General features: G+C 71.1%; 16 protein-coding genes. 10 read left to right on the forward strand and 6 right to left on the reverse strand.

Features of this window, described 5'->3' with window-relative positions; genetic code table 11:
• Positions 1-150 precede the first annotated feature (150 nt).
• From GFH49_RS37120 to GFH49_RS37155, 7 genes are all read left to right on the forward strand, one after another.
• A complete protein-coding gene (locus GFH49_RS37120; protein ID WP_155060460.1) occupies positions 151-1,482 on the forward strand; it encodes a ferredoxin reductase family protein in 1,332 nt (443 codons plus the stop codon).
• A 26-nt stretch (positions 1,483-1,508) separates the two neighbouring features.
• On the forward strand, positions 1,509-1,985 hold the full coding sequence (locus GFH49_RS37125) for an FMN-binding protein (protein ID WP_155060461.1): 477 nt from the start codon (positions 1,509-1,511) through the stop codon (positions 1,983-1,985).
• Positions 1,986-2,058: 73 nt separating this feature from the next.
• Positions 2,059-3,441: a ferredoxin reductase family protein gene (locus tag GFH49_RS37130; protein ID WP_196218259.1), complete on the forward strand. Its 1,383-nt coding sequence runs from the start codon at positions 2,059-2,061 to the stop codon at positions 3,439-3,441.
• Between the two features lie 144 nt (positions 3,442-3,585).
• Positions 3,586-4,767 carry an FMN-binding protein gene (locus GFH49_RS37140; RefSeq protein ID WP_155060462.1) on the forward strand — a complete coding sequence of 394 codons (1,182 nt, stop codon included), beginning with the start codon at positions 3,586-3,588 and terminating at the stop codon, positions 4,765-4,767.
• Between the two features lie 64 nt (positions 4,768-4,831).
• Complete coding sequence (locus GFH49_RS37145; RefSeq protein WP_155060463.1) at positions 4,832-5,569, forward strand: FAD:protein FMN transferase; 738 nt, start codon at positions 4,832-4,834, stop codon at positions 5,567-5,569.
• A gap of 697 nt (positions 5,570-6,266) precedes the next feature.
• Positions 6,267-6,680, forward strand: coding sequence for a YciI family protein (locus GFH49_RS37150; protein ID WP_155060464.1), 414 nt, complete (start codon positions 6,267-6,269; stop codon positions 6,678-6,680).
• Positions 6,680-7,819, forward strand: coding sequence for an RNA polymerase sigma factor (locus GFH49_RS37155; protein ID WP_155060484.1), 1,140 nt, complete (start codon positions 6,680-6,682; stop codon positions 7,817-7,819). Before GFH49_RS37150 ends, GFH49_RS37155 begins: the two co-directional genes overlap by 1 nt.
• Positions 7,820-7,884: 65 nt before the next feature.
• Here the strand turns inward: GFH49_RS37155 and GFH49_RS37160 are convergent, their stop codons facing one another.
• The 6 genes from GFH49_RS37160 to GFH49_RS37185 form a co-directional block, all read right to left on the reverse strand.
• Entirely contained in the window at positions 7,885-8,424 is a 540-nt protein-coding gene (locus tag GFH49_RS37160) for an arginine repressor (RefSeq protein ID WP_155060465.1), read from the reverse strand.
• Positions 8,425-8,434: 10 nt separating this feature from the next.
• Complete coding sequence (locus tag GFH49_RS37165) at positions 8,435-9,637, reverse strand: acetylornithine transaminase (RefSeq protein ID WP_155060466.1); 1,203 nt, start codon at positions 9,635-9,637, stop codon at positions 8,435-8,437.
• Complete coding sequence (argB, locus tag GFH49_RS37170) at positions 9,634-10,569, reverse strand: acetylglutamate kinase (RefSeq protein ID WP_155060467.1); 936 nt, start codon at positions 10,567-10,569, stop codon at positions 9,634-9,636. Before argB ends, GFH49_RS37165 begins: the two co-directional genes overlap by 4 nt.
• A gap of 163 nt (positions 10,570-10,732) precedes the next feature.
• Entirely contained in the window at positions 10,733-11,884 is a 1,152-nt protein-coding gene (gene argJ / locus GFH49_RS37175) for a bifunctional glutamate N-acetyltransferase/amino-acid acetyltransferase ArgJ (RefSeq protein WP_155060468.1), read from the reverse strand.
• Entirely contained in the window at positions 11,881-12,909 is a 1,029-nt protein-coding gene (argC, locus tag GFH49_RS37180; RefSeq protein WP_155060469.1) for an N-acetyl-gamma-glutamyl-phosphate reductase, read from the reverse strand. The genes argJ and argC overlap by 4 nt, the downstream gene beginning before the upstream one ends.
• Positions 12,910-13,518: 609 nt before the next feature.
• Complete coding sequence (locus GFH49_RS37185; protein ID WP_196218260.1) at positions 13,519-14,910, reverse strand: NsdA family TPR-like regulatory protein; 1,392 nt, start codon at positions 14,908-14,910, stop codon at positions 13,519-13,521.
• Positions 14,911-15,228: 318 nt separating this feature from the next.
• On the opposite strand from GFH49_RS37185, the gene GFH49_RS37190 reads away from it, so the two are divergent.
• The 3 genes from GFH49_RS37190 (at position 15,229) to GFH49_RS37200 (ending at position 18,855) form a co-directional block, all read left to right on the forward strand.
• Complete coding sequence (locus tag GFH49_RS37190) at positions 15,229-16,995, forward strand: asparagine synthetase B family protein (protein WP_155060470.1); 1,767 nt, start codon at positions 15,229-15,231, stop codon at positions 16,993-16,995.
• 28 nt (positions 16,996-17,023) lie between these two features.
• Positions 17,024-17,461 (forward strand): NUDIX domain-containing protein, encoded by a 438-nt coding sequence (locus tag GFH49_RS37195; RefSeq protein WP_155060471.1) that lies wholly within the window; start codon positions 17,024-17,026, stop codon positions 17,459-17,461.
• A 74-nt stretch (positions 17,462-17,535) separates the two neighbouring features.
• Complete coding sequence (locus tag GFH49_RS37200; protein ID WP_155060472.1) at positions 17,536-18,855, forward strand: UDP-glucose dehydrogenase family protein; 1,320 nt, start codon at positions 17,536-17,538, stop codon at positions 18,853-18,855.
• Positions 18,856-18,977: the final 122 nt, after the last annotated feature.

Here is an 18,977-nt window from a genome sequence, read left to right on the forward strand (position 1 = left end):
CCCTCCAAGGATCACCCCTCGTCAGCGGGCCGGGGGTCCGGGGAGGCTCTGAATTTTCTCTGAGAGTGCGCTCAGCGGGTCCCGGTTCAGAGCGTGCTGAGAGCTTCCCCTTGCAGAGTTGGGCCCCGGACCTGAGAGAGGACGGCATCCATGACCACCGTGTACGAGCAGCGGGCCGAACCGGCCTCGCGGCTGACCCCCGCGGGCGCTGTGCTGGCCCTGCTGTGGGGCGGGGCGGCGGCCGTGATCGCCCTCTGGTGGACGAACACCGACACCGTGGCCGGCACGGACGGCTGGCTGACCGGCGCCGGGCGGATCGCGGGGCTGCTGGGCGGGTACTCCTGCGCGGTGCTGGTCGGCCTGATGGCGCGGGTCCCGGTGCTGGAGCGGCGGGTCGGCTCGGACCGGGTGGCGCGCTGGCACGCGATGGCGGGCCGCTACACGATCTGTCTGGTGATCGCGCACGCCGTCCTGATCACCGCCGGGTACGCCGCCCGGGAACAGGTCTCGCTCCTGGAGGAGGCCAGGACCATCATCTTCGACTACCCGGAGATGATCTCCGCCGCCTTCGGCACCGTCATCCTGATCGCCGTCGGGATCACCTCGGCGCGGGCCGCCCGCCGCAAGCTCAGCTACGAGTTCTGGTACTACGTGCACCTGCTCACGTATCTGGGGATCTACCTGGCCTTCTGGCACCAGTTGAGGCTGGGCAACGAGATCCACCCCAGGGAAGACGTCTGGCGGGCGCTGTACGGAGGCGTGGCGGCGCTGGTGCTGTGGTTCCGCGTCCTCGCCCCGGTGTGGCTGAACCTGCGCCACCGGCTGCGGGTGGAGTCCGTGCACAAGGAGGCGCCGGGGGTGTACTCGGTCGTCGTGACGGGCCGGCACCTGAACGAACTGGGCGCGCGGCCCGGGCAGTTCTTCCGCTGGCGGTTCCTGGCGAAGGGCCTGTGCTGGACGTCGACGCCGTACTCCCTGTCGGCGCCGCCGCGCCCGGACCGGATGCGCATCACCGTCAAGGCGCTGGGCGACCACAGCACGGCCGTGCCGCGGTTGCGGCCCGGCACCCGGGTGTGGGCGGAGGGACCGTACGGCTCCCTGACCGTCGACCGGCGCACCGCGCACAAGTCGCTGCTGATCGCGGCAGGCGTCGGCATCACCCCGCTGCGGGCACTGTTCGAGACGCTGCCGGGCGAGGTCACCCTGCTCTACCGGGCCCGCACGGTCCAGGACCTCGCGCTGGGCGGCGAGCTGGACGCCATCGCGCGGTGGCGCGGGGCGCGGGTGCTGTACGCGCTGAACGGGCCGGACGGGCAGCGCCCGAACATCACCACGCAGGACCTGAAGGCGTCCGTGCCCGACCTCGTCGCCCACGACGTGTACATCTGCGGTCCGCACGCCTTCGCGCAGGAGGTGTACCGGACGCTGCGCGCCGCCGGTGTGCCGGACCGGCGCATCCACCACGAGTCGTTCGAACTGTAGAGCCACGAGAGCTGTGAGGCGTTGACGTGCATCCGTTGAAGAAGAACCGCCCTCTGCGACGCATCGTCCTGGCGAGCGCCACCACGGTGACCGGGATGGTGATGCTGCTTGCTCTGAAGCCGCACGAGGCGCCCGAGGCATCGGCGGCTCCCGCCCCGGCTCCGTCGAGCGCTCCGAGCAGCGGGCCCACCGCCGACTCCGGCGGGAGCGGCGGGTCGTCCACGGGGACGAGGACCATCACCGGCGACTCGGCGCAGACCATCTGGGGCCCCGTCCAGGTCCGCATCACGGTGGAAGGCGGCAGGCTGACCGATGTCACCGCCATCGTCTACCCGCAGGCCGATCCGTTCGAAACGGCGCTCAACCAGAGCGCCCTGCCGCAGTTGGAGGAGCAGGCGCTCGCCACCCAGAGCGCCGACATCGACACGGTCTCGGGGGCGACGTACACGAGTGACGGTTACCGCCAGTCACTTCAGTCCGCACTGGACTCCGCAGGGCTCTGAACGCACGGGCGTCGTGGCACGTATCTGAGGGCCAAGGGATCACACCACCCCCCTTGCCCGCCCCGGAGGAACCGTGACCACCACGCTCGCAGGCGGCCGCGCCGCCCGACGCCAGACGATGCGCCGCATCCGTCCGCGCCGCTCCCCGGCGACCCTGCTGTTGGTCGCCGTCTGGGCCGGCGCGGCCGGTGTGCTGTGGCTGTGGTGGTCCAACACCCCGTCCATCAGCGACACCACCGGCAGGGTCATCGCCGCGGGCCGGATCACCGGTCTGCTCGCCGGCTATCTCATGGCGCTCGTGGTGCTGCAGATGGCGCGGGTGCCCGCGCTGGAGCGCCGGGTGGGCTCCGACCGGGTGACGCGCTGGCACGCGATGAGCGGCCGCTACACGCTCTCGCTGACGCTGGCCCATGTCTTCCTGATCATGTGGGGCTATGCCCTCCAGGCCGGAAAGGGTTTGGGCTTCATCGTCCAGCAGACGATCGGCTCCATCAGCGTACTGCCGGACATGGGCAAGGCCGCCATCGGCACCGGTCTGCTGTTCTTCATCGGGCTGATCTCGATCGGCCCGGTCCGTCGCAGGATTCCGTACGACACCTGGTACCACGTCCACCTGCTGACGTACGCGGCGGTGTACCTGTCCTTCTGGCACCAGCTCACCACCGGCAACGAGTTCGCCGTGGAGCCCCTCGCGAAGACCTTCTGGTACGGGCTGTACGGTGCGGTGACGGCCCTGGTGGTCTGGTACCGCATCCTCACCCCGATCCGGCTGAACATGCGCCACCGTCTGCGGGTCGAGGCGGTCATCGAGGAGGCGCCCGGGATCGTGTCCGTGCTGATCAGCGGCCGGAAGCTGCACCGGATGGGCGCGGAGGCGGGCCAGTTCTTCCGCTGGCGGTTCCTGGCACCGGGCATGCGGTTCAGCTCGCACCCCTACTCGCTGTCGGCGGCGCCGCGGCCGGACATGCTGCGGATCACCGTGAAGGCGATCGGCGACCACAGCGCCCGGCTGCGGGAGCTGATGCCCGGCACGCGTGTGTGGGCCGAGGGCCCGTACGGCGCCATGACCGCCCAACGCCGCAGCCGCGGCAAGGTGCTGCTGGTGGCCGGCGGGGTCGGCATCACACCGATGCGGGCGCTGTTCGAGACACTGCCGGGCGCCGCCGGTGACATCACCCTGCTGTACCGGGCCAACAGCACCCAGGACCTGGCGCTGTGGGACGAGCTGGCCGCCATCGCCGACGAGCGGGGCGCCCGGCTGATGTACGCCGTCAACTCCCCGGACGGGGAACGCCCGGACATCTCGGCGGATCGGTTGCGCCAGAAGCTGCCGGACATCGACGAGCACGACGTGTTCATGTGCGGGCCCCCCGGCTTCGCGCAGGGCGTGTACGAGGCGCTGCGCGGCGCGGGGGTGCCCGCCCGCCGTATCCATCACGAGTCGTTCGAGATGTGACGACGGGAAACTTCAGGACCTCAGGGTCTTCAACACCTTCAGGATCTTCAGGCCCTTCAGGGTCTTCAGGACCTTCAGGGTCTTCAGGACCTTCGGGGTCTTCAGGACCTTCGGGAATCTTCGGGAATCAGGAGCTCAGGAGCGATGAGGAAGACCCATCCCCTTCGGCGTGTCGTGCTTGCCGGCGCCGCAACCGTGTCCGGGATCGTGCTGTTGCTGTCGCTGAAACCGGGCTCGGATTCCGGGTCCGAGGCGGTGGGCGGCGTGGCGCCGGGCCAGTCGATCGGCGCACAGGAGTCCGCCCAGGGCGGCGCCCAGGCGATCGGCACCGGAACGTTCACCGGTGATGCGGCCGACACGCAGTACGGGCCCGTGCAGGTCCGGCTGACCGTGAGCGGCGGGAAGATCACCAAGGCCGAGGCGGTACAGAACCCGACCGGCGGCCAGAGCACCCAGATCAACGACAACGCGATCCCCAAGCTCAACCAGGCCGCGGTGGCCGCCGGGAGCGCCGACATCGACGCGGTCTCCGGGGCGACCTACACCAGCACCGGCTACAAGCAGTCGCTGCAGTCGGCGCTCGACAAGGCCGCGGCGCAGGGCGGCGGCTCGGCCGAAGGCGGTGCGGGGGGCGGCGCCGCGCAGGCCCAGACCGTCACCGGGGACGTGGCGGATACGCAGTACGGGCCCGTGCAGGTCCAGATCACGGTGGACGGCGGGAAGATCACCAAGGCCGAGGCGGTGCAGACGCCGACCGGCGGCCAGAGCACGCAGGTCACCAGCAACGCGGTGCCCAAGCTCAACCAGGCCGCCGTGGCGGCCGGCACCGCGGACATCGACGCGGTGTCCGGGGCGACCTACACCAGCGCCGGGTACAAGCAGTCGCTGCAGTCGGCGCTCGACAAGGTCGAGCCCGCGGGAGGCGGCGCGGAGGCGGGGAGCGGGGCGGAGGCGGACGCGGGTGCCGCCCCCAGCCCCAGCGCCCCTGCTGATGCCGGTGCCGATGCCGGTGCCGGTGCCGGGCAGGACGCGGGCGGCGGTGTCACCAACGGGACCGGGACCGTCACCGGCGAGGTCGTGCAGACGGAGTACGGGCCGGTGCAGGTCCGGATCACGATGCGCGACGGCGAGATCGTCCAGGCCGCGGCGGTGCAGGCGCCCAGTGGTGGGCGGAGCACCACGGTCTCCAACGACGCGGTGCCCAAGCTCAACCAGGAGACGGTGGCCGCGGGCAGCGCGGACATCGACGCGGTGTCCGGGGCGACCTACACCAGCGCCGGGTACAAGGAGTCCCTGCAGTCGGCGCTGGATCAGGCCGGTGTCTGAGGCGGTGACCGAGCCCGCCGGATCGGCAGCAGCTCCCGCCGCGGTACGTCGTGTGGAGGAGGTCATGGGGACCGTCTTCTCCTTCGACGTCCGCGGCGGGGATCCCGGTGCGGTCAAGGCGGCGCTGGAGGAGGCGGTCGCCGGGCTGCACCGGGTCAATGAGGTGTTCAGCACCTACCGGGAGGACAGCCAGGTGTCGCGGCTGGCACGCGGTGAGCTGAGCGTCGGTGACTGCGATCCGGAGGTCGCCGAGGTGCTGGAGCTGGCCGCGGAGGCGGAGCGGACGAGCGAGGGCTGGTTCAGCACGTCGTACGAGGGGCGGCTCGATCCGACCGGGATCGTCAAGGGGTGGGCCGTCGAACGGGCGGCCCGGTCGCTGGCGGCGGTCGGGGTCAGCGGGGTGAGCGTGAACGGCGGGGGTGACGTCCAGATGCTCGGCATCCCGGGGCCGCATCGGCCGTGGCGGGTCGGGGTGGCGGATCCCTTGCGGCCGGGCGGGCTTGCGGCGGTCGTGTCGGCTGCCGGGGTGGAGGAGCTGGCCGTCGCCACGTCCGGGACGGCCGAGCGCGGCGCCCACATCGTCGATCCACGCACCGGGCGCTCCGCCGTGACCGATCTGGTGGCGGTGACCGTCGTCGGGCCTTCCCTGACGTGGGCGGACTGCTGGGCCACCGCCGCGTTCGCGATGGGTTCGCGGGCGGGGTTGCGGTGGCTGGAGTCCCTCCCCGACGTCGAGGCGCTGCTCGTGACGGCAGGCGACGAGGTGCGGTGCACCGGGGGGTTGGCGGCACGACTGGGTTGACCGGTCGCGGCGGCGGGGCGGGTGCGGTGACTGTCCGCGATGACTGGGAGCGGGGTGGGTGCGCTGCCCGGCGCGGCGGCTGGGCCGAGTGGGTACGCTGCCCGGCGCGGCGGCTCGGGCGGGGGGGGCGCGCAGCCCGGCGCTGACGGGATGCCGCCTGCGCCCACCCGTGCCGCCCCAGGCGGCACGACTGCCCGCAGCTGGGCGGGCGCAGGGCGTGGCCCCCTGCCCGGGTGGGCGCCGCCCTCGGCTGCACCGGTGCCCGCAGCTGGGCGGACCCTGGCCCGCCCGTCTGCCAGGTGGAGGCCGCCCCAGACCGCCCCGGCACCCGCAGCTCGGCAGGCCCCGTGCCCGGCCGTCTGGCGGGTGGACGCAGCTGGGCGCGTGTACCCGGTCGTCTACGGAGTGAGTCTCGTCCCTGGCCGCGCAGATGCCCGAGCTGCGCGGATGCGCCTGGCCGCGGTATCAGCCTCGGCACAGGCGACACGACTGCCCGCAGCCTGACGGGTGTGCGCAGGGCGAAGGCGCATGCCAAGTGGGTGCCGCCCCAGACGGGGCGTGCGTCATGGGGGCTGATTTGTTGGTCCGGGGGACCGTGTGGAAAAAAGTTGCTCGGTGATGTCGAGAATCCATCGTGGGCTCCGTCCCTGCAGTGAACGCGACCACAATGGGTCGCAAGACACCGAGGAGAACCGTCATGGCCAAGTACCTGCTGCTCAAGCACTACCGCGGTGCGCCGGCTGCGGTCAACGACGTGCCCATGGACCAGTGGGCGCCGGAGGAGATCTCGGCGCACGTGCAGTACATGAAGGACTTCGCGGACCGGCTGGAGGGGACCGGCGAATTCGTCGACGGTCAGGCGCTCGCCCCGGAGGGGACGTGGGTCCGGTACGACGGTGAGGGGCGCCCGCCGGTCACCGACGGCCCGTTCGCCGAGACGAAGGACCTGATCGCCGGCTGGATGGTGATCGACGTCGACAGCTACGAGCGCGCCGTCGAGCTGGCCGGGGAGCTGTCGGCCGCCCCCGGGGCGGGCGGGAAGCCGATCCACGAGTGGCTGGAGCTGCGCCCGTTCCTGGCCCCGTCGCCCACCGTCACCGAGTGCCATTGATGAACGAGGCCCTGCTGAGGAGCCTCACGCCGAGCGTGCTCGGGATCCTCGTCCGCCGCGGAGCAGACTTCGCGGCGGCCGAGGACGCCGTGCAGGACGCGCTCGTCGAGGCGGTCCGCGTGTGGCCGGCCGACCCCCCGCGGGACGCGAAGGGCTGGCTGGTCACCGTGGCCTGGCGCAAGTTCCTCGACGCGACCCGCGCGGACGCCGCCCGCCGCCGGCGGGAGGACCTCGTAGAAGAAGAGCCGCCGCCCGGGCCCGCGCCCGCCGTGGACGACACCCTGCAGCTCTACTTCCTGTGCGCCCACCCCTCGCTGACGCCGTCGTCCGCCGTCGCGCTCACGCTGCGCGCCGTCGGCGGACTGACCACCCGGCAGATCGCCCAGGCCTACCTGGTGCCCGAGGCGACCATGGCGCAGCGCATCAGCCGGGCCAAACGCACCGTCTCCACCTTGCGGTTCGACCAGCCCGGCGATGTCGCCACCGTGCTGCGCGTGCTGTACCTGGTCTTCAACGAGGGCTACTCCGGTGACGTCGACCTCGCCGCCGAGGCCATCCGGCTCACCCGCCGGCTCGCGGCGGCGATCGACCACCCCGAGGTGGCGGGGCTGCTCGCCCTCATGCTGCTCCACCACGCCCGGCGCCCCGCCCGGACCACGCCCGACGGCAGCCTGGTGCCGCTCGCCGAGCAGGACAGGAGCCGGTGGGACACCAGGTCGATCGCCGAGGGTGTCGAGATCCTCCAGACCGCCCTCGCCCGCGACCGGCTGGGCGAGTTCCAGGCCCAGGCCGCCATCGCCGCCCTCCACGCGGATGCGCCCCGCGCCGAGGAGACCGACTGGGTACAGATCGTCGAGTGGTACGACGAGCTGACGCGCCTGACCGACAGCCCGGTCGTCCGGCTCAACCGCGCGGTCGCCGTGGGCGAGGCCGACGGACCGCGCGCCGGGCTCGCGGCGCTCTCGGAACTGGACGAATCACTGCCCCGCCACACCGCGGTCGCCGCCTACCTCCACGAGCGCGACGGCGACCTGGACACGGCGGCACGTCTTTACGCCGAGGCAGCCCAAAGGGCCCCGAGCCTCGCCGAAGTCGACCACCTGACGCGCCAGGCCGCCCGCCTCAACAGCCGCGAGTGACGCCGGCGCCCTGCGCGACCGGCCACCGGCCCCCACGCACTCGGCGGAACACCGCCCCACCCACCTCAATGGCCGTTCTGCGCCAACCGCAGCAAATGGTCCGCGAGCGCCTGCCCGCCCGTCGGATTCCGGCTGATCAGCAGCAACGTGTCGTCCCCTGCGATGGTCCCCAGGATGTCGTGCAGCTCGGCCTGGTCGATCGCCGAGGCGAGGAACTGTGCGGCACCGGGCGGGGTACGCAGGACCACGAGGTTTGCCGACGCCTCCGCGGAGATCAGCAGCTCAGCGGAGAGGCGCCGCATCCGCTCCTCCTTCGCCGACTCCCCCAGCGGGGCACGGGGGGTCCGGAAACCCCCCTCACTCGGCACCGCGTAGATCAGGTCGCCGTCGGTGTTGCGGATCTTGACGGCGTTCAGCTCGTCCAGGTCGCGGGAGAGCGTCGCCTGGGTGACGGTCAGCCCGTCGTCGGCGAGCAGCTTCGCCAACTGGCTCTGCGACCGCACGGGCTGCCGGTTGAGGATGTCCACGATCCGGCGGTGACGTGCGGTGCGGGTCTGCGGCACGGCAGGCCCGTTGTGCTGCTCGTGATCCTGCGCATGACTCATCGTCGTCGTCTCATTCTCCGGATCGTCCGTCCCCTTCGTCCACCGCGTCCAGGACCCCTGGCAGCGCCCGGAGGAAGGCGTCCACCGCGTCGTCGCCCAGATTGAGGGGCGGCATCAGTCGTACGACATCGGGGGCGGGCGCGTTCACCAGGAAACCGGCGACCTGGGCCGCGTGCTGCACCTGCGGCGCAAGCGGCTCGGTGAGCACGATACCCAGCAGCAGCCCCGCGCCCCTGACATGGGAGATCAACGAGTGGTCCAGTGACTCGATTCCCTCGCGCAAGCTCTCGCTCTGCCGCTTGACGTTGTCCAGCAGCCCGTCGTTCGCGATGGTGTCGAGCACGGCGAGTCCGGCCGCGCAGGCGACGGGGTTGCCGCCGAAGGTGGTGCCGTGGTGCCCGGGCTGGAGCAGTTCGGCCGCCCGCCCGAAGGCCACGGTCGCGCCCAGCGGCAACCCGCCGCCGAGGCCCTTGGCGAGCGTGACGACGTCCGGCAGGACGCCCTCGTGCGCCATGTACTCGAACCAGTGCCCGGTACGCCCGATGCCGGTCTGCACCTCGTCCAGCACCAGCAGGCTGCCCGTGGCGGCCGTGATCGCCCGCGCCGCCTTCAGATAGCCCGTCGGCGGCACCACGACCCCGTTCTCGCCCTGGATCGGCTCGATGACGACGAGGGCCGTCTCCTCGGTGACCGCGGCGGCCAGCGCCTGCGCGTCGCCGTACGGGACGTGGGTCACGTCACCGGGCAGCGGCAGGAAGGGGGCCTGCTTGCCGGGCTGCCCGGTGAGCGCGAGGGCGCCCATGGTGCGGCCGTGGAAACCGCCGTCGGTGGCGACCATGTGCGTCCGCCCGGTCAGCCGCCCGATCTTGAACGCACCCTCGACGGCCTCGGCCCCGGAGTTGCAGAAGAAGACCCTGCCGTCCCGCCCGAAGAGCTGGAGCAGCCGTTCGGCGAGCGCGACCGGCGGTTCGGCGACGAACAGGTTCGACACATGGCCCAGTGAGGCGATCTGCCGGCTCACGGCCTCGACGATCGCCGGGTGGGCGTGGCCGAGCGCGTTGACCGCGATGCCGCCGACGAAGTCGATGTACTCCTTGCCGTCGGCGTCCCACAGTTTGGCGCCCTCCCCGCGCACCAGGGGAAGCCGCGGGGTGCCGTAGTTGTTCATGAGCGCGCCCTGCCACCGCGCGGTCAGGTCCTGATTGGCGGTCATACGGCATCCCCCTCTTGCTCGTCGGGCACGACCATGGTGCCGATGCCCTCGTCGGTGAAGATCTCCAGCAGGATCGAGTGCTGGACACGGCCGTCGATGACCCGGGCGGTGGTGACGCCGCCTCGCACGGCGTGCAGACAGCCCTCCATCTTCGGCACCATGCCGGAGGACAACTCCGGCAGCAGTTTCTCCAGTTGGGAAGCGGTGAGGCGGCTGATCACCTCGTCGCTGTTCGGCCAGTCCTCGTAGAGGCCCTCGACGTCGGTGAGGACCATGAGCGTTTCGGCGCCCAGCGCGGCAGCGAGTGCCGCAGCCGCCGTATCGGCATTGACGTTGTAGACATGTCCGTCATCCTGGGAACGGGCGATCGACGAGACGACCGGGATGCGGCCGTCGGCGAGCAGCGCCTCGATCGCGCCCGTGTCGATCTCGGTGATCTCGCCCACCCGCCCGATGTCGACCAGCTCGCCGTCGATCTGGGGCTGGTGCTTGGTGGCGGTGATGGTGTGCGCGTCCTCGCCGGTCAGGCCGACGGCGAGCGGCCCGTGCTGGTTGAGCAGCCCGACCAGCTCCCGCTGCACCTGCCCGGCCAGCACCATGCGTACGACGTCCATGGCGTCCTCGGTGGTGACCCGAAGGCCCGCCTTGAACTCGCTGACGATGCCGTGCTTGTCGAGGGCGGCGCTGATCTGCGGGCCGCCGCCGTGCACGACGACCGGTCTGAGGCCGGCATGGTGCAGGAACACGACGTCCTGCGCGAAGGCGGCCTTCAGCTCCTCGTCGACCATGGCGTTGCCGCCGAACTTGATGACGACGGTCTTGCCGTTGTGCCGGACGAGCCAGGGCAGCGCCTCGATGAGGATCTGGGCCTTGGGTAGCGCGGTGTGCTTACGGGTCGAAGACTTTCGCTCTTCTGAGTGATTGACCGTCATAGCCGACTTTCGGAAGAATCTTGGATCAGCCGCCGGGCGGGCGGTGTTGGCCTGTGGAGGCGGCGTAAGACTTGCCCCGGACTCGTCCGAGGGCGAGCGGCCGCCTGTGAAACAGGAACCCTCGTCGGCGACGACGAGGACCCGCGACAACCAAGCGGGCACGTCAAGAGGAGTAGGCGCTGTTCTCGTGGACATAGTCGGCCGTGAGGTCGTTGGTCCAGATCGTCGCAGACTCATTGCCTGCCGCGAGGTCCGCCACAATGTGCACCTCGCGGTAGCGCATGTCGACCTTGTCGCGGTCCTCGCCGACACCGCCGTTCTTGCACACCCAGACACCGTTGATGGCGACGTTCAGCCGGTCGGGTTCGAAGGCGGCCGCGGTGGTGCCGATGGCGGAGAGCACGCGGCCCCAGTTGGGGTCCTCGCCGTGGAGCGCGCACTTGAGGAGGTTGTTGCGGGCGATGGAGCGGCCCACCTCCACGGCGTCGTCCTCGGTCGCGGCGTTGATCACCTCGACCTTGATGTCCTTGCTGGCGCCCTCGGCGTCCCGGATGAGCTGCTGGCCGAGGTCGTCGCAGACGGTCCGTACCGCCTCGGCGAACTCCTCGAACGCGGGGGTGGTCCCGGAGGCGCCGGACGCGAGGAGCAGCACGGTGTCGTTGGTGGACATGCAGCCGTCGGAGTCGACGCGGTCGAAGGTCGTACGCGTGGCGGCCCGCAGAGCCCGGTCCAGGACGTCGGCGCCGAGGTCGGCGTCGGTGGTGAGGACGACGAGCATGGTGGCCAGGCCGGGGGCGAGCATGCCCGCGCCCTTGGCCATGCCGCCGACGGTCCAGCCGTCCTTGGTCACGACGGACGTCTTGTGGACGGTGTCGGTGGTCTTGATGGCGATGGCGGCCTTCTCGCCGCCGTGCTCGCTCAGGGCTCCGGCCGCGGTCTCGACGCCGGGCAGCAGCTTGTCCATCGGGAGCAGGACTCCGATGAGGCCGGTGGAGGCGACCGCGACCTCGGCGGCGTTCAGCCCCAGCGTGCCGGCGGCCTTCTCGGCGGTCGCGTGCGTGTCCTGGAAGCCCTTCGGCCCCGTACAGGCGTTGGCGCCGCCGGAGTTGAGCACGACGGCGGAGACCAGCCCGCCCTTCAGCACCTGCTCGGACCACAGCACCGGCGCGGCCTTGACGCGGTTGGAGGTGAAGACGCCCGCGGCGGCGAGGCGGGGCCCGTTGTTGACCACGAGGGCCAGGTCCGGGTTGCCGTTCTCCTTGATCCCGGCGGCGATGCCCGCCGCCGTGAATCCCTTTGCTGCCGTGACACTCACGGTGCGACTCCGATCGTGGAAAGCCCGGTGGTCTCGTCGAGCCCGAGGGCGAGGTTCATGCTCTGGACGGCACCGCCCGCGGTGCCCTTGGTCAGGTTGTCGATCGCGCTGATCGCGATGATGCGGCCCACCGCCTCGTCGTACGCGACCTGCACCTGAACGGCGTTGGAACCGTGGACGGACGCCGTGGCGGGCCACCGGCCCTCGGGCAGCAGATGGACGAAGGGCTCGTCGGCGAAGGCCTTCTCGTAGGCGGCGCGCAGGGCGTCCCCGGTGACGCCGGGTTTCGCCTGCGCGCTGCACGTGGCGAGGATGCCGCGCGGCATGGGAGCAAGGGTCGGCGTGAACGAGACGGCGACCGGTTCGCCGGCGGCCGCGCTGAGGTTCTGGATCATCTCGGGGGTGTGCCGGTGGCCGCCGCCCACGCCGTACGGCGACATGGACCCCATGACCTCGCTGCCCAGCAGATGCGGCTTGGGCGCCTTGCCCGCCCCGGAGGTGCCGGACGCGGCGACGATCACGGCCTCGGTCGCGGCGAGGCCGGCCGTGTACGCCGGGAAGAGCGCCAGCGAGACGGCGGTCGGGTAGCAACCGGGCACCGCGATGCGCTTGGACCCCTCCAGCGCAGCGCGGGCACCCGGCAGTTCGGGGAGGCCGTACGGCCAGGTCCCGGCGTGCGCGGAGCCGTAGAACTTCTCCCAGTCCCCCGGGTCCTTCAGCCGGAAGTCGGCCCCCATGTCGACCACCAGTACATCCGGGCCGAGTTGCTCGGCGACGGCCGCGGACTGGCCGTGCGGCAACGCGAGAAAGACGACCTCGTGTCCGGCGAGGACGTCCGCCGTGGTCTCCTGGAGCACCCGGTCGGCCAGCGGCAGCAGATGCGGCTGGAGCGCGCCGAGGCGCTGGCCGGCGTTGGAGTTCGCGGTCAGGGCACCGATCTCGACCTCGGGGTGCGCCAGCAGCAGACGCAGCAGCTCACCGCCCGCGTATCCACTCGCTCCGGCCACTGCCGCACGTACCGCCATGACATCCTCCTCCTGGACGGCATGACTATACGTTTCCCTGCACGTTTATGCAATCCGCCGCATTCGATCGCCCGCCTGTGTTGTGACCGAGCCTTTTAGTTGGCACATGGAGCACGCTAGTTGGCACATCTTGGTCCTGTAACGCTGTGTAGCCAGAGCAGGTGCGCAGCCGGAGAGCCGGTCGCGGCGAGTTGAGCACGCGGCCTCGTACCCGCTGGTGTACGGCGGAGGATGTTCGCGGCTGCGGACGTTCAGTGGTAGGCCCCGGTCCCCGGGCGGAGATGGCGCGGGCGGCAGCACGGCCACTGGTGACGTGCCGGGAGAGAGCGCCGGGTGGCGGGTACTACGGAGGGCGTGACGACGGGCAGTGGTTCTGTCGCCCCGGTGACCAGCTACGCCACGGCTGAACAGCGGGCCGCCTACATCGACGCGATGCACGGGCTGGCCACGAACCGGGAGTCTGGCACGGAGGTCAAGGTCTATGTTGCCGCTCCGTATGAGATCCGGAAGAGCAGGCTCCCGGTCTACCCCGGGCTGCCTGGCTCCGCTGCCGGCCGCCCACGGCGACCGGCACTGCCTTGCGGGTTATGCCGCAGGTCGAAGTCGTGCTCAGGCGGCGACGCCGAGTTCCTTGCGGGTCCGTTGGACGAAGTCCCGGACGGCCGGCTCGCGCCGCCAGGGGGCGAGGGCGGCGTTGAACTCGGCCACGTAGTCCTTGGCCCGGCTGGACTGGACGCGGGCGAGGATGTCGACGCTGCGGTTGCCGAGCTCGAGGCCGTGGTCGAGGTCGCGGGCCTGGAGGTGGGCGGTCCCGACGATGGCGAGCCGCATGCCGACGGAGCGGGTGAACACGCCGGTCGGCATGGCGGCGGCCTGCTGGTTCCATGCGAGGGCCATCTTCGGGTTCTTCAGGTCGCGGAAGATCTCGGCGGCGTCCGCGGAGAGGCGGGCGTGGTGATAGAAGTCGATCCACGCGGGCTCGTCGCCGCTGTCGTCCTTGGCCTGGTCCAGCAGGTCCTCGGACATCTTCAGGGCCTTCGAGGCGGCACGCGGGTCGTTCTCGCGGGCATGGGCTCGGGCCTCGATGAGCTTGGTGAACGCCAGCACCCTGGGAACGGCCTGGCCCTTCGCGCGGTTGAAGGCGCCCTGGGCCATGTCCACCGCCTCGGACGCGAACCCGCGCATCAGCGTCTGCATCGCCATCGTGGTCAGCACATAGCAGCCCAGCTGCACGTCCCCGCCGGCGCGGGCGAGGCGGAGGGCCTGGATGAAGTGCCGCTGGGCGGCATCGTGCTGGCCGACGTCGAAGGCCGTCCACCCTGCCAGACGCGACAACTCGGCGGTCACGCTGAAGAGTTCGCGGCCGATCTCGTCGGAGAAGGAGCCCTGCAGCAGCGGGCCCGCGCGGTGGTCGAGGCAGTCGGTGACGGAGTTCGCCTTCCAGTTCCCGCCGCCGTATTTCGAGTCCCACCGCCTCGCTTCGTCGGCGGCCTCACGCAGTTCGTCGAGGTCGGCCCGCCCGACCTGGCCGCCGCCCTTGTGGTCGGCGGTCTCGTCGGCGGGGGTGACGAGCCATCTGGTGACGGGGGTGGTGAAGGCGGAGGCGGCGAAGCCGGATCCGGCCAGAAAGTCGCGGCGGTTCACGGAGCTCCAGAACGTGGTGGCGACGCGGACGGCGTCGGCGGGGTCTCGCGGGAAATCCAACCCCACATCCGCGTCGATTGTCTCCGCCTCGCCCATACCGATCTCACCGAGGTTGACGGGACGGCCGAGCCTCTCGCCGATGGCCTGCGCCAACAGCTTCGGGACCGGCCATTTCGGCGTCATCCCCCGCTTGCACCAGTTCGCCACGGACGTGTGTGAATAGTCGGTCTCTATCCCGGCGGCATGGGCGAGCTGGTTGACGCGCAGAGCCAGAGACTTGTGGCTCGCGCCGCTGGCTTCGATGAGCCGGGCCAGGTCCGCGTTGGGCGGACGGGTCCGGCGGGTGGTCGATGCCACGACTCTCCCTTGGCCGGCGGAGGGGAGCATGCGCGACTCGAACAAGTAGTTGAGTACGTATGTCTGTACTTGGTGGAGCACGAGATCCGTACTCGACTGGGGACGAAGAGTCGTACATGTTCCGCGTGTTGGGTCATTGACGATATTCCTCCCCGGTGGGCCGCGAACCGCGTTTGCGAGTTGTGAGCCCCCCTGCGAGCCCTCCCGGCGATCTTCGCGGGCGGCTGTGATGAGAGCCCAGGCCGCCGCCGGGCTGGGAGGAAGGCCCCCGGCGGCGGCCGCCGCCAAGGCACCACCACACTCGGGGGTGAACCAGATATGTGCGGAATCGCAGGACTGGCCGGAGCCGACGCTGCCCGGCACGAGCACACGGTCGGCGCCATGGGTGCCACGCAGGCTCACCGCGGCCCGGACGGCACCATGCACGCCGCCTCTCACGATGGCCGGGCGGTGCTGGCCATGAACACGCTGCTGATCGTCGACCCGCAGGCCATGCCCGGCCCCTACCTCGACCGCGATACCGGGGTGCTGCTGGCCTTCAACGGCGAGATCTACAACTACCGTCAGCAGGCCGCCGCCTGGGGCATCCCGCTCGGTCCGCAGGACACGGACGCGCACTTCGTGCTGCGGGCCTGGGCCAAGCTCGGCCGGTCCTGCCTGGACGGACTGGACGGCATGTTCGCCCTGGCGGTCTATGACCCGCGGGCCGGAAAGCTGTTCCTCGCGCGGGACCGGCTCGGGGAGAAGCCGCTCTACTGGCGCCTGGACGGCGGCCGGCTCGCCTTCGCCTCCGAGGTCACCACCCTGACCGGCTACGGCCCGGCGCCGCTGGTCCTGCGGCCCGAGGTCCTCGCCATCGAGACGCCGGTCGGCGTCGACACCCCGTTCCAGGGCATCCAGCTGCTGGCGCCCGCGACCTTGCTGACCTTCGACATCGCCACGGGGTCGCTCGACCAGCACACCTACTGGAACCTGGCCGACTGGCAGCCCTTCGAGGGCACCTATGCCGAGGCCCTGGCGAAGTTCTCCGTCGTCCTGGCCGAGCAGGTCCCGCTGCGGGCCCCCGGCTGCGACTTCGCCCTCTTACTCTCCGGCGGGCTGGACTCGTCGGTGCTGGCCTACCTGCTGCGGCCGCCGGTCTGTGTCACCGTCCGCTACCCCGGCCAGGACCGTCTCGACGAGTCCGTGATCGCCACGAGGATCGCGGCCGATATCGGCGCCGAGCTCATTGTGGTCGAGCCGGACCCGATCGACTTCACCAAGGTCCTGCCGCACATGATGTCCGCGCTGGACTACCCGATGGGCAACGCGTCCACCTTCTCCGAGTACATGGCCTACCGGAAGATCGCCGACCTCGGGCTCAAGGTCGCCATCGGCGGGCTCGGCCCGGACGAGTTCCTCATGGGCTACGTCCGTCACTCCATGGTCCTGTTCGGCCCGGACGCCGTCCTGGCCGCGGGGATGGACGCCTACCGGCCGCTGGCCGCCAAGCTCCTGCACACCGCCGGCGAAGAACTCGCCCCCGCTGACGCGGTCACCCGGCTCGTCCTGCGCGGCCCCGACCCCGACGGCCGCATCCGCGACCACATTGCCACCGCGATGGACAAGGCGGGCGGGGACCTCGCCCGCGCGCTGACCCTCGCCGACCTGGCGACGGCCTGGCGGCCGCTGGTGATGACGAGCGACAAGCTCGCCTCCGCCTACGCCCTCGAACGACGGTCCCCCTACCTGGCCCGCGACCTGGTCGAACTGTCCTACCGGCTGCCCGCCGACCACAAGATCGACCACCCTGCCGAGGGCAAACGGATCCTCCGCGACGCCGCGCGGGCCCTGGGCCTGCCTCGGGAGGTCTGGGGCAGCCGGGACAAGCTCGGCTTCGCCTCCCCGGTCCCCACCTGGCTGAACGGCCAGCTCGCGGCCTGGGCGGACGCCCAGATCCACACCGCCCTCGCGGACGCGCCGACCGCGATGCGGCCGCTGCTGGAGGGCGGACTCAAGCCGGGCGGCCGGTTCGACCGCACCCGGATGCAGGCCCTCATGGCGGCCGCCTGGTTTTGCAACCAGAGCGTGAGGGCTGCCGCATGACGTTCCCTCACCTCACTACGGTGTCCGGATGCACCAGGACACCACTGCCGAGAGCCCGGCCACCGCCCGCGGAGCGGTCGCGATCATCGCCAACCGCCGCGGCGAACTCCTCCTCCACCTGCGTGACAACCTGCCCGGCAAGATCGCCTGGCCGGATCACTGGAGCGTTCTGGGAGGCGGCTGCGACCCCGGCGAGGACCCCCGCCAGGCGATCGTCCGCGAGCTCGACGAAGAAGCCGGCCTCGTCGTCGACGACCTCACCGAGCTGTTCGAGATCCGCGACGAGCACGGCTCCGGCCAGCTGATCACCTTCTTCGCCGCCTCCTGGGACGGCGACGAGGCGCAGCTGCCCCTCGCAGAGGGCGTCAAGCTCCAGTTCTTCGCCCCCGAACACCTCGACATCCTCACGATCCCGCCGTTCATCCGCTACGGCATCGACCGCTACCTGGCCGCCCGGCCCGCCTGAGCACCCCGCCCTTCCCGGGCGGGAAAGAGGTGGGGGCCGCCGGGCGGCCCCCACCTCGCAAAGGAACCCCGCCCATGAAACTCACCGTCGTCGGCTGCGGCTACCTCGGCGCCACCCACGCGGCCTGCATGGCCGAACTCGGCCACGAAGTCCTCGGCATGGACAGCGACATGGACAAGGTCCACGTCCTCAACTCCGGCAAAGCCCCCTTCCACGAACGCGACCTCGACGACATGCTCGCCCGCCACACCGCGACGGGCCGCCTGCGTTTCACCGCCTCCTACGCTGAGGCCGCCGCCTTCGCCGACCTGCACTTCATCGGCGTCGGCACCCCGCAGCAGCCCGGCGAGAACGCCTACGACCTCACCCACCTCTTCTCCGCCGTCCGCCAGCTCGCACCCCGCATCAAGAACCCGGCCGTCATCGCGGTGAAGTCGACCGTCCCGGTCGGCACCGCACCCCGCGTCCGCGACCTCCTCCACGAATACGCCCCGGCCGGCGACCGCGTCGAGGTCGCCTGGAACCCCGAGTTCCTGCGCGAGTCGTTCGCCATCGAGGACACCCTCCGCCCCGACCGGCTCGTCCTCGGCTTCGAGACCGAGCACTCCTGGGCCGAGGCGATGCTGCGACAGTGCTTCGAGAAGATCATCGAAGCGGGGACGCCGACGATCGTCACCGACTGGGCCACCGCCGAGCTCGCCAAGGCATCCGCGAACGCCTTCCTCGCCACGAAGATCTCCTTCATCAACGCCATCGCCGAAATCTGCGAAGCCTCCGGCGCCGACGTCGGCCAGCTCGCCGACATCCTCGGCCACGACGCCCGCATCGGCCGCCGCGGCATGCGGCCCGGCCTCGGCTTCGGCGGCGGCTGCCTGCCCAAGGACATCCGCGGTTTCATGGCCCGCGCCGGCGAACTCGGCGTCGACCAGGCCCTGACGATCCTCCGCGAGGTCGACGCCATCAACAACCGCCGCCGCGAACGCATGGTCGACCTCGCCCGCGAACAGCTCGACGGCAACCTCGCCGGCAAGCGCATCACCGTCTGGGGCGCCGCCTTCAAGCCGAACACCGACGACATCCGCGACTCACCCGCCCTCGCCGTCGCCCAGAAGCTCCACGAGCTCGGCGCCATGGTCACCGTCACCGACCCCCAGGCCCTGGACAACGCCCGCAAGACGCACCCAGAGCTCGACTACGTCGACGACCCGATCGCCGCCGTCCAGGACGCCGACCTGCTGCTGCACCTGACCGAGTGGCCGCAGTTCTCCCACATCGACCCGCACCGCCTCGCCACCCGCACCGCCACCCCGCGCGTCATCGACGGCCGCGGCACCCTCAACGCCGACACCTGGCGCGAGGCTGGTTGGAACGTCCGCGCTCTCGGCCGCCCCTGACCCCGGCGCGCTTCACGGCGGGCCCGGACCGGGCGACCACATGGTCACGGGCCTGCTGGTTTGAGAGACAAGGGACGAAGGGGCCGAAGGGGCCGGGTTTTCGACAAAGAGGCGCCGACGGG

The sequence above is a fragment of the Streptomyces blattellae genome (assembly GCF_009709555.1).
Classification (GTDB): Bacteria; Actinomycetota; Actinomycetes; order Streptomycetales; family Streptomycetaceae; genus Streptomyces; species Streptomyces blattellae.